The 12,464-nt window shown below is 72.8% G+C and carries 14 protein-coding genes and 2 tRNA genes; 13 read left to right on the forward strand and 3 right to left on the reverse strand.

The genetic code is table 11. The features are described from left to right. Positions 1-11 precede the first annotated feature (11 nt). Positions 12-491: a nitroreductase family deazaflavin-dependent oxidoreductase gene (locus tag M0M48_RS28400; RefSeq protein WP_257753699.1), complete on the reverse strand. Its 480-nt coding sequence runs from the start codon at positions 489-491 to the stop codon at positions 12-14. A 93-nt stretch (positions 492-584) separates the two neighbouring features. Further along, complete coding sequence (locus M0M48_RS28405; RefSeq protein WP_308220352.1) at positions 585-1,205, reverse strand: RDD family protein; 621 nt, start codon at positions 1,203-1,205, stop codon at positions 585-587. Positions 1,206-1,368: 163 nt separating this feature from the next. On the opposite strand from M0M48_RS28405, the gene mptB reads away from it, so the two are divergent. Both mptB and M0M48_RS28415 read left to right on the forward strand, forming a co-directional pair. Next, positions 1,369-2,922, forward strand: coding sequence for a polyprenol phosphomannose-dependent alpha 1,6 mannosyltransferase MptB (gene mptB, locus M0M48_RS28410; protein ID WP_257753700.1), 1,554 nt, complete (start codon positions 1,369-1,371; stop codon positions 2,920-2,922). Between the two features lie 120 nt (positions 2,923-3,042). Further along, positions 3,043-4,086: a hypothetical protein gene (locus M0M48_RS28415; RefSeq protein WP_257753701.1), complete on the forward strand. Its 1,044-nt coding sequence runs from the start codon at positions 3,043-3,045 to the stop codon at positions 4,084-4,086. An 81-nt stretch (positions 4,087-4,167) separates the two neighbouring features. On the opposite strand, the gene M0M48_RS28420 is transcribed toward M0M48_RS28415, so the two are convergent. Then, positions 4,168-5,235 (reverse strand): glycosyltransferase, encoded by a 1,068-nt coding sequence (locus M0M48_RS28420; protein ID WP_445323414.1) that lies wholly within the window; start codon positions 5,233-5,235, stop codon positions 4,168-4,170. Positions 5,236-5,353: 118 nt separating this feature from the next. Between M0M48_RS28420 and M0M48_RS28425 the strand changes: the two genes are divergently transcribed. The 11 genes from M0M48_RS28425 to M0M48_RS28475 all read left to right on the forward strand — a co-directional run bounded on the left by M0M48_RS28425 (position 5,354) and on the right by M0M48_RS28475 (position 12,458). After that, on the forward strand, positions 5,354-6,355 hold the full coding sequence (locus M0M48_RS28425) for a pirin family protein (RefSeq protein ID WP_257753704.1): 1,002 nt from the start codon (positions 5,354-5,356) through the stop codon (positions 6,353-6,355). Next, positions 6,352-6,741 (forward strand): CidA/LrgA family protein, encoded by a 390-nt coding sequence (locus M0M48_RS28430; RefSeq protein ID WP_257753705.1) that lies wholly within the window; start codon positions 6,352-6,354, stop codon positions 6,739-6,741. The genes M0M48_RS28425 and M0M48_RS28430 overlap by 4 nt, the downstream gene beginning before the upstream one ends. After that, positions 6,738-7,445, forward strand: coding sequence for an LrgB family protein (locus tag M0M48_RS28435; protein ID WP_215813514.1), 708 nt, complete (start codon positions 6,738-6,740; stop codon positions 7,443-7,445). Before M0M48_RS28430 ends, M0M48_RS28435 begins: the two co-directional genes overlap by 4 nt. 105 nt (positions 7,446-7,550) lie before the next feature. Next, positions 7,551-8,948, forward strand: a complete 1,398-nt coding sequence (locus tag M0M48_RS28440; RefSeq protein WP_257753706.1) for an amidase — start codon at positions 7,551-7,553, stop codon at positions 8,946-8,948. A gap of 52 nt (positions 8,949-9,000) precedes the next feature. After that, positions 9,001-9,073, forward strand: a tRNA-Thr gene (locus M0M48_RS28445). Between the two features lie 70 nt (positions 9,074-9,143). Then, positions 9,144-9,217 (forward strand) — tRNA-Met (locus M0M48_RS28450). Positions 9,218-9,255: 38 nt separating this feature from the next. Continuing rightward, complete coding sequence (gene rpmG / locus M0M48_RS28455; RefSeq protein WP_028654832.1) at positions 9,256-9,426, forward strand: 50S ribosomal protein L33; 171 nt, start codon at positions 9,256-9,258, stop codon at positions 9,424-9,426. 91 nt (positions 9,427-9,517) lie between these two features. Further along, positions 9,518-9,916: a MaoC family dehydratase N-terminal domain-containing protein gene (locus M0M48_RS28460; protein WP_257753707.1), complete on the forward strand. Its 399-nt coding sequence runs from the start codon at positions 9,518-9,520 to the stop codon at positions 9,914-9,916. Continuing rightward, the gene (locus M0M48_RS28465; protein WP_252372842.1) at positions 9,913-10,314 is read left to right on the forward strand and encodes a MaoC/PaaZ C-terminal domain-containing protein; all 402 of its coding nucleotides are present in this window, start codon (positions 9,913-9,915) and stop codon (positions 10,312-10,314) included. The genes M0M48_RS28460 and M0M48_RS28465 overlap by 4 nt, the downstream gene beginning before the upstream one ends. Next, the gene (locus M0M48_RS28470) at positions 10,307-11,341 is read left to right on the forward strand and encodes a UDP-N-acetylmuramate dehydrogenase (RefSeq protein ID WP_257753708.1); all 1,035 of its coding nucleotides are present in this window, start codon (positions 10,307-10,309) and stop codon (positions 11,339-11,341) included. Before M0M48_RS28465 ends, M0M48_RS28470 begins: the two co-directional genes overlap by 8 nt. A gap of 106 nt (positions 11,342-11,447) precedes the next feature. Then, complete coding sequence (locus M0M48_RS28475) at positions 11,448-12,458, forward strand: hypothetical protein (protein ID WP_257753710.1); 1,011 nt, start codon at positions 11,448-11,450, stop codon at positions 12,456-12,458. The last annotated feature ends 6 nt before the right edge of the window (positions 12,459-12,464 follow it).

The raw sequence follows: 12,464 nt of genomic DNA on the forward strand, positions 1-12,464 counted from the left end.
CAAGGCTGCCCTTAGTGGTTCTTCGCCTGAGGGGTGAGCAGGAAGACCGGGATCACCCGGTCGGTCCACTCGGTGTACTTGTCGTAGTTGGGCCACACCGTGACCATGTGCGCCCACACCCGGTCCTTCTCGGCGCCGGTGACCTCGCGCCACGTGCAGGTGTGGTGCCGGCGGTGGTAGTCGACCTCGACGGTCTCGGCCGCGCGCAGGTTGGCCGACCAGGCCGGCGGCTTCGGGGCACCGAACGACGAGCCGGCGATCAGCCAGCCCCCCTGCCACGGGACGCACAGCAGCGGCGTGGAGCGCGGGATGCCGCTCTTGCGGCCCTGGACGGTGAGCAGCAGGCTCGGCAGGCCGGCCAGTCCGACCAGGCTCACGCGCCGCCCGGTCAGGCGCTGGAGGCGCTGGTCGGTCCAGGTGATCTGGGGGAGCAGCTTCGGCATCCACGGCTGGGAGCCGAGCTTGATCGCGATCGGCGTGAACAGACCCATGCGCGCACCCTAGAACGTGTTCTCGGAGTTGGCCGCAAATGCGACGAGGCGCCCTCCGTGCGGAGGGCGCCTCGTCGGTGGTGCGGGTGCGGGTCAGCCGACCTGCATGACGCGGGTGCCGCCGGCGAACTTGTCGTGCCAGCCCTGGTGGTTGGGCACGTCCTTGTTCAGCGTGACGGCGATGTAGATGACCGCGGCGAGCGGAACGGCCCAGCCGAGGAAGAACCAGCCGATGAACGGGATGATGCTCAGGATGCCCAGTGCCGAGTAGGCGTTGCGCTTGAGCGCCTGCTCCATGGTCGGCTTGCTGACCCCGTCGGGGCCGTAGGTGCGCAGCTTGAGTACCATCTTGCCGACGGTCTGGCCGGAGTTGGACTCCATGAAGGCGAAGTAGCCGAGGTAGATCGCGGCCTGCAGGATCGCGGTGACCGTCCAGAACAGGAACAGCTCGCCGAACGAGTGGACGAAGCCGGTCAGGAAGATCCCGTTGAAGACGCCGTAGATGATGCCGTAGACGACACCCAGCAGGACGTGGTCGATCAGCCGCGCGAGGAACCGGTTGAGCAGCTCGCCCGGACGCGGAACGCCGGCCGGAGCGGCGCCGTACCCACCCGGACCCGGCTGGGGCGGCGGACCGCCGTAGCCACCCGGCGGGGGCGGAGGCGGAGCGCCCGGACCTCCCGGGGGCGGCGGGGGCGGCTCGTTGTACGACATGCTTTCTCCTCGAAGTCGTCGGTGCTCGCAATGCACCGGGGGATGACTGCACATTAGTGCTGAAAAGCGCCTCCGAGCAGGCGTTAGGGCGTTCTTGCCCCGTTGACCGGCAGTTCAACCGGGTGACCTTCGGACGACGTCCCGGCTGCCTACGGTGCGAGCCGTGATCGCTCGCGGAACGCTCGGCAGCGTGCTCGTCCTGCTCGGAGGGCTGGTGACCGCGACGCTGCCTGTCTCGACGCCGGTGCTGCGATTCGTGCCGCTGGAGACGGTTCGGGGGCTGGAGGTCGGCCGGATGGCCGGTCTGGTGGTCGTCCTGGTGGGGCTGGGGCTGCTCGCCAACGCCTGGTTGCGGCTGTGCCGGACGGTGGCGGTCGGCGAGCGCGAGACCGGCGATCCGCGGGCGGGGGTGGCGCTCGTCCGCCTGGCCGCACTGGTCTGGACCGCTCCGTTGCTGCTGGCGCCTCCGCTGTTCTCCCGCGACGGCTGGTCGTACGCCGCCCAGGGGATGCTCGCCGACGTCGGGCTGTCGCCGTACCGGTGGGGACCGGGGGCGTTGGCGCCGGAGACCTTCGTGCCGCTGCCGGGCTGGTTGACGGGTCCGCCGATCGTGCAGGCCGTCGACCCGCTGTGGTGGGACACGGCGACGCCGTACGGGCCGGTGCCGGTGTTCCTCGGCGGGCTCGCCGCCAACCTGACCGGCAACCCGTGGGTGCTGGTCGTCGCGCACCGGTGCTTCGCCCTCGTCGGCCTCGCCCTGCTGGCCTGGGCGGTGCCGCGGCTCGCCGCGTGGGGCGGCGTGAATCCCGCGATGGCGACCGCACTGGTGATCGTGTCGCCGCTGATGATGGCCAACGGTGTTGCGGGGCTGCACAACGACCTGCTGATGGTGGGCCTGATGGCGGCGGCGCTCGTCGTCGCGGTCGAGCGCGGCTGGGTGTGGGGTGCCGTGCTCGCCGGGACGGCCGCCGGGGTCAAGGTGCCCGGAGGCCTGGTCTGCGTGGGGATCGTGCTCGTCTCGCTGCCCGTCGGCGCCGCGATCCTGCCGCGGTTGCGCCGCCTGGTCGCGGTCGCGGCGGTCTCGGTCGGCACCCTCGTCGGTCTCGGTGTCGTGACCGGGCTCGGCAACGGCTGGCTGCACGCGCTCACCGTCCCGGGCGAGGTGAACACCCCCTTGTCGGCGACCACCCTGGTCGGTGGGGTGCTCGACTGGTTCGCGCTGCACCTGGGGCTGGGCACCGGACCCGCGTTCTTCCGGGACGTCGTGCGCGCGCTGGGACTGCTCGCCACCGCGGGCATCGGTGCGTGGGTCGCGCTGCGCTGGGACACCGGCTCACGGCGTACGGCGATCGCGGCGGTGGCGACCGTGGGCGGCGCCTTCGTCGTCCTCTCGCCGGTCGTGCACCTCTGGTACTTCCTGCTGCTCCCGCCGTTCCTGGCCGCGCAGCGGCTGCCGCGCTACGGCACGGGCGCCTTCGTCGCGGTGTCGGTGCTGCTCGGGCTGGTGGCGCCGCTCGACTCGTCGCTGCACGGTGCGTACTACGCGATCGTGATCGGCTGCATGACCGTCGCATTGCTGCTCCCGGTGCTGCTGCTCACCCGGACCGCGCGCGAGCGGCTGGGCCGGATCGTCGCTCCGCTGGCGCCGGAGACCGCCGAGCCAGCGCATGTAACTACGTGTTACGTCGCGAATTCGGGTGTCACAGCGCCCGGGTAGCGGCAACAGCGCCCAGGTAGGTGGGCTGTCGGCCGATCAGCGCACGAGCAGTCCGCGCGGCTATCCACAGGCGCGAAACTCAGGGTGTCGTACGCCGGACCCCGCGGGCAGCCTGCACTCATGCGTGCTCAGGTACTGGCGGTCATCGATGCCAACGGAGGTCTCATCTCGCGACAGAAGCTCCTCGACCTCGGCGTCGGTCCGGGCGAGATCCGTTCGCTCCTGCACAAGCGGCGTGGCGAGAGCCGGCCCGCGCTACACGTCGTACGGCGCGGCTACTACACGACATCGGAGCGCTGGGAGACGCTGGACGAGTACGTCGGCCGGCCGCTCCTGTGCGCCCGCGCGGTGGGTTCGGCGGCCAGGCGCGGGTGGGTGCTCAGCCACGACTCCGCCTCCCACCTGCACGGGATCCCGGTCCTGCGGCCGCGCGAGTCGTTCGTGCACATCACCCGCCCCGGTTGGACGAACGCATGGACCGAGCACGGCGTGAAGCACCATCTCGCCCGGTTCCACCAGGACCAGGTGGTGGAGGTCGGCGGAGTTCGCGCCCTCGATCTCGCCCGTACCGCCGTCGACATGGGGCGGGAGCACGGCTACCTGCGTGGCCTCGTCGCCTGCGACGCGGTGCTCCGGCGCGGCGTACGGCGCGACGATCTCGAGCGGGCGGTGTCGATCATGAAGGGCTGGCCGGGTGTGCGGGATGCCCGGCGGGCGGTGCGCTCGGCCGACCGCGGAGCCGAGACGGTCCTCGAGACGCTCGCCCGGGAGCTGGTCGTCGAGTCGGGTGTCGGGGAGCCGGAGACGCAGTTCCCGGTGCGCACCGTGCGCGGCGTGGTCTGGTGCGACCTGCGCGTCGGGAACCTGATCATCGAGGCGGATGGCGAGGTCAAGTACCGCGCGGTGGCGGACGGGGGAGTCGCGGCCGACCCTCGGCGCGCGGTGTTCGACGAGAAGGTCCGCGAGCGCGAGATCGCCGATCGCGGGCTGGTCGTCGTACGGGTCATCTACGCCGACCTCTGGGGTCGGCATCGTCCCGAGGCCATCGCGCGGATCCGGCGCGGGCACGTCGAGGCGGTACGACGCTTCGGCCGCGACCTCGACCCCGGCCTGGCTGCGGAGGCGGCCGAGATCCGTGAGCGAGGCGATCGACGTCCGGCGTAGCGGCGTGCTGCCCGGGTGCTGTGGCTGCTACCTCGGTGCTGTTGCAGGCAATTTGGCGACGTAACACGTAGTTACATGGGCTCAGGCGGTGAGTGCGCCGACCCGGTCGCCGGCGTGCAGCGCGAGCATCCGGGCGACGGTGCGGTCCCAGCCGAACTGCTCGGCCCGCCGCCGCGCCGCCGTACGACGCTCGGCCTCGGGCCGCGCGAGCAGCCGCAGCACCGCGTCGGCCAGGGCCGCGGGCTCCGGAGCGCCCCAGGCGCCGCACCACGCGTCGACGAGCTCGCGGGCGCCGCCGCGGTCGGCGGTGACGACGGGAGTGCCGCACGCGAGGGCCTCGAGCACCGCCAGGCCGAAGGTCTCGCCGGGGCACACCGACAGCGAGACGTCCGCGGCGGCGAGCCGGTCGCGCAGGGCGGCCCGGCCGTCGACGTACCCGTGGAAGTGGACGGGCGCCTCGCCCGCGAGGGCCTCGAGCTCGTCGCGGTGCGGGCCCTCGCCGTAGACGTCGAGGCGCAGGGGGATCCCGCGCCGGTGCAGCTCGACGGCGGTCGCGACGGCGAGGTGCGGGGACTTCTCCCGCGAGAGCCGGCCGGCGTGCGCCAGCCGCAGGACGCCGTCGCCGGGGAGCCGGAACGAGGAGGGCACGAAGGTGTCGAGGTCCACGCCGAGCGGCACCCGCTCGATCGGGCAGCCGGCCGCGTCCGCGACCGCGCGGAACTCGCCCTCGGCATAGGCGGACGTGACGACGACCGTGTCGAAGCTGCGCACCAGCACCCGGTTGAGCACGCCGATCGAGACCTTCGAGGTGGTGTCGAGGCCGGTGCGCATCGCGAACATGTCGCCCATCCGCTCGTGGGAGAGCAGCACCGAGCGGACGCCGTTGCGCCGCGCCCACCAGGCGACCGGCAGCAGGGTGAGCTTGTCGCTCCACTCCACGCTGGTCGGGCCGAAGCGCTCGAGGGCCTCGGTGACGCGCCACGGCTCGACGATCAGCCGGTAGCCGCCGCCCACCCGCGGTGCCCGTACCTGGACGACGTCGCCGAGCGCCGTCGTACGGACGGCGTCGACGGGGCCGGGGATGACGAGGAGACGCTCCGCGCCCGCAGCGACGTACCCGCGGCCGAGCTGCTCGATCGCAGTCCGCATGCCTCCCGACGTCGCCCCGACGAAGTTGGCAAGCTGGGCGATCCGCACGGGGACACCCTTGCGCCGACGGGTGAACCCTCGCCCACCGCACGGTTGACGGGCGCGGAAGGATGAGGGCATGAGCAACCCGGACGCCCGGCCCGACGAAGTGGTCTGCGAGAGCCGGCAGGCCGCCGGCGTGGAGCTGATGGAGCCGCGCGAGGTGCCGCTCGGCGGCCCCCGTGCGATGCCGGTACGACGCACGCTGCCCCAGCGCCACCGCTCGCTCATCGGCGCCTGGTGCTTCCTCGACCACTACGGCCCCGACCTGGTCAGCGAGAGCGGCGGCATGGTCGTCGCGCCGCACCCCCACACCGGTCTGCAGACGGTCAGCTGGCTGTTCACCGGCGAGATCGAGCACCGCGACAGCGCGGGCAACGTCGCGATGGTGCGTCCCGGCGAGGTCAACCTGATGACCGCCGGTCAGGGGATCAGCCACTCCGAGGTGTCGACGCCCGGGACCACCGTGCTCCACGGCGCCCAGCTCTGGGTGGCGCTGCCCGCGGCCGACCGCGACTCCGACCCGGGCTTCGAGCACTACGCGCCGAACGAGACCAGCGGCGAGGGCTGGCGCGCCCGCGTCTTCCTCGGGTCGCTGCTCGGCGACAGCTCGCCGGTGCGCACGTTCACGCCGCTGCTGGGTGCCGAGCTCGTGCTCGACCCCGGGACGACGCTCCGCCTGCCGCTCGACGCGTCGTACGAGCACGGGGTGCTGGTCGACCTCGGCAGCGTCACCGTCGCCGGGGTCGCCGCCCGGTCCGCCGACCTCGCCTACGTGCCCACCGGCGCCGACGAGGTGGTGCTCGTCGCCGGTGACGAGGGCGCCCGCCTGCTCGTCCTCGGCGGACCGCCGTTCGGCGAGGCCATCGTGATGTGGTGGAACTTCGTGGGGCGCACCCACGACGAGATCGTCGCCTACCGCGAGGCCTGGCAGACCCAGATCACCGACCCCGCCAGCGGCGAGGTGCTGCCGGACGGCCGGCAGGTGGCGCCGGGGCGCTTCGGCGTCGTACCGGACCAGGCGCTGGCGCCGATCCCCGCACCCGGGCTGCCCAACGCGCGCCTCCGCGAACGCCGGTGATCGCCGGGCTCACCTGGCTGCTCGCCTTCCAGGTGCTGGGGGAGGCGATCGTCCGGTTCCTCGACATCACCGTGCCCGGACCGGTCGTCGGGATGCTGCTGCTGTTCGTCTTCCTGCGCGTGCGCCGGTACGGCGACGACGGCTCCATCGTCCGCGCCGGCTCGGCGCTGCTGCGCCACCTGCAGCTGTTCTTCGTGCCGGCGGGCGTGGGGATCGTCGTCTACCTCGGGATGCTGCGCGACCACGCGCTGCCGATCGCCGCGTCCCTGCTGGGCTCCTGGCTGATCGGGCTCGCCGTCGTGGGGTGGACCGCGGTGGGGCTGGAGCGGCTGCTGGGCAAGCCGCGCGACGACCTGGCCGGCGGGGAGGGGGAGGAGGCGTCATGAGGGACGACCTGCTCGACCTGGCCCGCTCGCCGGTGGTGCTGCTGCTGATCACGCTCGGCGGGTACCAGGCGGGGCGCTGGCTCCAGCGTCGTACCGGCGGGCATGCGCTGGCCCAGCCCGTGCTGCCCGCGATCGCCGCGGCCGGACTGGCGATCACGGTGCTCGACGTCGACTACACCGACTACCGCAGTGCGACCGAGCTGATCGCGTTCTGGCTCGGGCCGGCGACCGTGGCGCTGGCGATCCCGCTGCACCGGCAGGCCGACCGGCTCAAGGGGTTCGTCGTACCGCTGCTGGTGGCGATCTTCGTCGGCGCGGCCACCTCGATCGTCACCGCCGTCCTCATCGCGCGCGCCCTCGGCGCGGACGAGCAGCTGGAGAAGACGCTCTCCGCCAAGGCCGCCACGACCCCGGTCGCCATCGCGCTCACCCAGTCCCTGGGCGGGATCCCGCCGCTGGCCGCGGTCTTCGCGATCTCGATCGGCATCGTCAGCGCGATCACCGCGCCGGCCGTGCTCAACCTGCTGCGCATCCGGGACCGGCGTGCCCGCGGGCTGGCCGTCGGTGCGGTCTCGCACGGCATCGGCGCCTCCCGGATGCTGCGCGAGGACGAGACCGAGGGGGCCTTCGCGGGCCTCGCGATGGGCCTGTCCGCGCTGGCGATCAGCCTGCTGGTCCCGGTGCTCGCACTGGTGCTCTTCTGAGCCTCTGGCGGCGTTCCGGGGCGCTTTCGAGGCGTCCGAGACAGCCGCGAGATTACGACCCTGGTCGGACGTTCGGCACCCTGAGGAAGCGCTAGCGTGACCGGCATGCGCGTGCACGCCTTCACCGACGATGCCCTCGGAGACCTCGACGCGGTCGGCCTGGCCGAACACCTCGCCGCCGGCAAGCTCTCCCCCGACGAGGCCGTCGCGGCCGCGATCGCGCGCGTGGAGGCGGTCAACGGCGACCTCAACGCGCTGGCCCACCCGGCCTTCGACCAGGCCCGCGCCGGCGCCCGCCGTCCGCGTCCGGGCTTCCTGTCCGGCGTACCGACGCTGGTCAAGGACAACGTCGACGTCGGCGGCATGCCCACCCGCTCCGGCACCGACGCGTGGGAGCCGCGGCCGGCGAAGAAGAACGGCGACTTCGCCGACATGTACCTCGGGACCGGGCTGGTCGCGCTCGGCAAGAGCCAGCTCTCGGAGTACGGCTTCAGCGCCTCCGCGGAGCACCCGCGCCTGGGCGCCGTACGGTCGCCGTGGGACACCGAGCGGACCGCGGGTGCCTCGAGCTCGGGCTCCGCGGCGCTGGTGGCCGCGGGCGCCGTACCGATCGCCCACGCGAACGACGGCGGCGGCTCGATCCGGATCCCGGCCGCGGTCAACGGCCTGGTCGGCCTCAAGCCCACCCGCAACCGGCTGGCCCAGGACAAGCTGTTCCGCGACATGCCGATCCGGATCGTCTCCGACGGCGTCGTCACCCGCTCGGTGCGCGACACGGCCGCGTTCTACCGCGAGGCCGAGCGGCTCCACCGCAACCTCGAGCTGCCGCCCATCGGCGACCTCACCCGTCCCATCAAGCGCCGCCTGCGGGTCGCGCTCAACACCAGCGGCGTCAGTCGCGGCGCGGACGCCGAGACCAAGGCCCTGACCGAGCAGACCGCGGCCCTCCTGGAGAGCCTCGGGCACACCGTCATCGAGTCCGAGGTCCCCGTCGGAGCGTCGTTCGCCGACGACTTCCTGCTCTACTGGTCGTTCCTCGCGCAGGTGATGTTGACCACGGGCCGGCCCTTCCACGGCCGCACCTGGGACCGCTCGAAGCACGACAACCTCACCTTGGGCCTCGCCCGTCACGCCCGTCGCAACCTGCACAAGCTGCCCACCGCCATCACCCGCCTCAAGCGGACCGCGGCCCAGGCCGAGCTCTACCACGAGAAGTACGACGTCGCGCTCACCCCGACCCTCGCCACCGCGACCCCCAAGATCGGCCACCTCGACCCGACCCAGGACTACGAGACGATCATGGACCGGCTCCTCGACTGGGTCGCCTTCACGCCCTGGCAGAACATCACCGGTGCCCCGGCGATCTCGCTCCCGCTCGCGACCACCTCCGGCGGGCTGCCCCAGGGGATGATGTTCGGGGCCGCGCCGGGGCAGGAGGCACTGCTGATCGAGCTGGCGTACGAGCTGGAGCAGGCCCGCCCCTTCGACCGGATCCAGGGCTGAGGGGCCGCCGATTTCGTACGGCCTCGGCACGCGTGTATCGTTCAGCGGCGTTGCCCCTTTAGCTCAGTCGGCAGAGCGTCTCCATGGTAAGGAGAAGGTCTACGGTTCGATTCCGTAAAGGGGCTCTGAGATGGGGCGCCGCCGCACGACCCGCCCGGATCCGGGCGGGAAGCGCGGAGGGCGCCCTCCTCACGTGGCGGGATAGCTCAGACGGTTAGAGCGCACGACTCATAATCGTGAGGTCACGGGTTCGATCCCCGTTCCCGCTACCGAGTACCGCACCACCACCATCGACGAAGGACTTCCTGTGGCCAGCAAGAGCAGTGACGTTCGCCCCAAGATCACGCTCGCGTGCGTGGACTGCAAGGAGCGCAACTACATCACCAAGAAGAACCGGCGCAACGACCCCGACCGCATCGAGCTGTCGAAGTTCTGCCCGCGCTGCCGCAAGCACACCGCGCACCGCGAGACCCGCTGAACCCAGCGCTCGTACGAGCGCTCCGACAGCCCGCTTCCCCGGCAGGGGAGGCGGGCTGTCGTCGTTCTCGGGGCTCGATAGGGTGGGCCGTATGCCGATCGACGCCTCCCTGGTCGGACGTGCCTTCCCCGCGACGCAGCCCCTGGCCGTCACCGAGGAGGCCGTCTCGGCCTTCGCGGCGGCCGTCGGCGGCAGCGCCGGGGGTGCCGTCCCGCCGACCTTCCCCATCGTGGTCACCTTCGCCGCCCTCCAGGACTTCCTCGCCGCCGAGCAGGTCGAGCTGTCCCGGATCGTGCACGGCGACCAGCGGTTCCGGTACGAGCGTCCGGTCGTCGTCGGCGACGCGCTCACCGCGACGCTGACCGTGACCGGGGTGCGGTCGATCGGCGGCAACGACATCGTCGCGACCGCCAGCGAGATCACCGACGCCACCGGCACCCTCGTCTGCACGGCGACCGCCACCCTCGTCCACCGTGGAGGTGCCGCATGAGCGACCTGACGCCGGGCGCCGTCCTCGAGGCGCGCACCTACGAGATCACCCGGGCCGACCTGGTCGCCTACGCCCACGCGAGCGGGGACCACAACCCGATCCACCAGGACGAGTCGATCGCGCTCGCGGTCGGGCTGCCGGGGGTCATCGCGCACGGCATGTACACGCTGGCGCTCGTGGGCCGCGCGGTCCGCGAGTGGACCGGCGATGCCGAGGTCGTCGAGCTCGGGGCGAAGTTCGTCGCGCCGGTCGTCGTACCGGCCGAGGGGGCGGCGCGGGTGACCGTGGCCGGGACCGTCGGCGAGCGCAACGACGCCGGCCTGCTCACGCTCGCCCTCGAGATCACCAGCGACGGCACCAAGGTGCTGGGCGCGCCCAAGGTCTCGGTCCGTGCCTGACCCGTCCCTCGCGGACCTCACGACGCTGCGCCTGGGCGGCCCGGGGGAGCGGTACGTCGCCGCCCCGGACGCCGCGACGCTCGTCGCCGCGGTGACGGCGGCCGACGCCGCCGGTGACGCGGTGCTCCTGGTCGGTGGCGGCAGCAACCTCGTCGTGGCCGACGCGGGCTTCGCGGGCACGGTCGTGCACCTCACCTCCCGCGGGATCGACGTCGACCCCGACGCTGGCACCGGCGTCGGGGAGGTGACCGTCGCGGCCGGCGAGCCGTGGGACGACTTCGTCGCGCGCGCCGTCGCCGAGGGCTGGTCGGGCATCGAGGCGCTCTCCGGCATCCCGGGGACCGTCGGCGCGACGCCGATCCAGAACGTCGGCGCCTACGGCCAGGAGGTCGCCCAGACGATCGCCCGGGTGCGCGTGTGGGACCGGATGCTCCGCGGCGAGCGGGTCTTCACCGCCGAGGAGTGCCGCTTCGGCTACCGCCACTCGCGGTTCAAGGCCGACGCCGGCCGCCACCTCGTCCTCGACGTCACCTTCCGCCTGCCGCAGGACGAGCTGTCCGCCCCGGTCGGGTACGCCGAGCTCGCCCGCACCCTCGGCGTCGCCGTGGGCGAGCGCGCCCCCCTCGCCGACGTCCGTACGGCGGTCCTCGGCCTACGCCGCGGCAAGGGCATGGTCCTCGACGCCGCCGACCACGACACCTGGAGCGCGGGCTCCTTCTTCACCAACCCGATCGTCGACCCGTCGCGGGTGCCCGACGGGGCGCCGTCGTACCCGCAGGGGGACGGGGGCGTGAAGACCAGCGCGGCCTGGCTCATCGAGCACGCCGGCTTCTGCAAGGGCTTCGGCCTCGACCGCCCCGGCGCCCGGGTCTCGCTGTCGACCAAGCACACGCTCGCGCTGACCAACCGCGGCGGCGCCAGCACCGACGAGCTCCTGGCGCTGGCGCGCGAGGTGCGCGACGGGGTGGCGGCGCGGTTCGGGATCGACCTGGTCAACGAGCCTGTGCTGATCGGCTGCGCGCTCTGAGAAGTGGCGCGCTGCGTAAAGAATCCCCCAAGCCGCCGGTACGCCGCCCGCACCGCGCCTAGCGTCGAGTCACCCCCCATCACGATCTCAGGAGTGACTCCACCCCATGAACCACCCGCACCTCGTGCGGCGCGGCTTGGCCGCGCTGTGCCTCAGCGCCCTCGTCCTCTCGGGCACCGCCCTCGTCCCTGCACCCGCACGGGCGGCAGCGGCTGAGGGCCGCCTCTCGTCCAGCGGGAGCTACCGCGACTCCAACAGCGGGTGCACCGGGAGTGGCGGGTCGCAGACGTTCGACACCCCGACCTGGACCGACAACGGAAAGACCGTCCGCGACTCCTACGCCGTCGCGGGCAAGATCACCGGCCCCACGCCCACGGACGTCACGAACGCCAGCGTCAAGGCGGCGACCGCCGTCGTCGCGACGCCGATCCGGACCGGGCCCGCGACGATCACGGTGACGTCCTCGCTGGCGGCCAGCGCGATCCCCGTGCTGCCCGCCACCACGGCGTGCAACGGCCTTGCCAACGCCGACAGCAACCTGGACGGCTCCTTCGCCCTCGCCCGTCCGATGTGGGCCACGATCACCCTCGTCGCCACGGGATCGGGCGCGCACGGAGACATGGGGGCCTATGTTCGTCTCGACACGGCCGAGAGCGAGACGCGCCTCGTCCGCACCGGGCGGGGCACCGCCACGATCACGGCGTTCCTGCCCGCGGGGACCGTCGACCTGGACTACGAGGCATGGCTCTCCGCGCAGGGGAGCGAGCCGGGCCACCGGGTGGGCTCGCTCGACGTCCGCCTCGTCATCGCGCTCCAGCCGCTCGGGGACGCCTCCCCGGTGACCGGCACCGGCCGCTCGTACGTCGCTCCCGGCGCGCGGTCCTGCCCGGCCGGCACCGTCACCGTCGGCATCGCCAAGAAGGCCGCGAAGCGGGCCCAGCGCATCCAGCTCAGCGTCAACGGCCGCCCGGCCGCGAGCCTGCGCGGCCAGCAGCTCCGGAAGCGCTCGTTCGTGCTGCGCGCGCCGGCAGCGTCGTCGGCCACCGTCGCGGCCCGGATCACGCTCAAGGACGGGAAGCGGCTGACCGTCAGCCGGTCGTACCTGCCCTGCAGCTGACGCCCC

Source organism: Pimelobacter simplex (assembly GCF_024662235.1).
In the GTDB taxonomy this organism is placed as follows: Bacteria; Actinomycetota; Actinomycetes; order Propionibacteriales; family Nocardioidaceae; genus Nocardioides.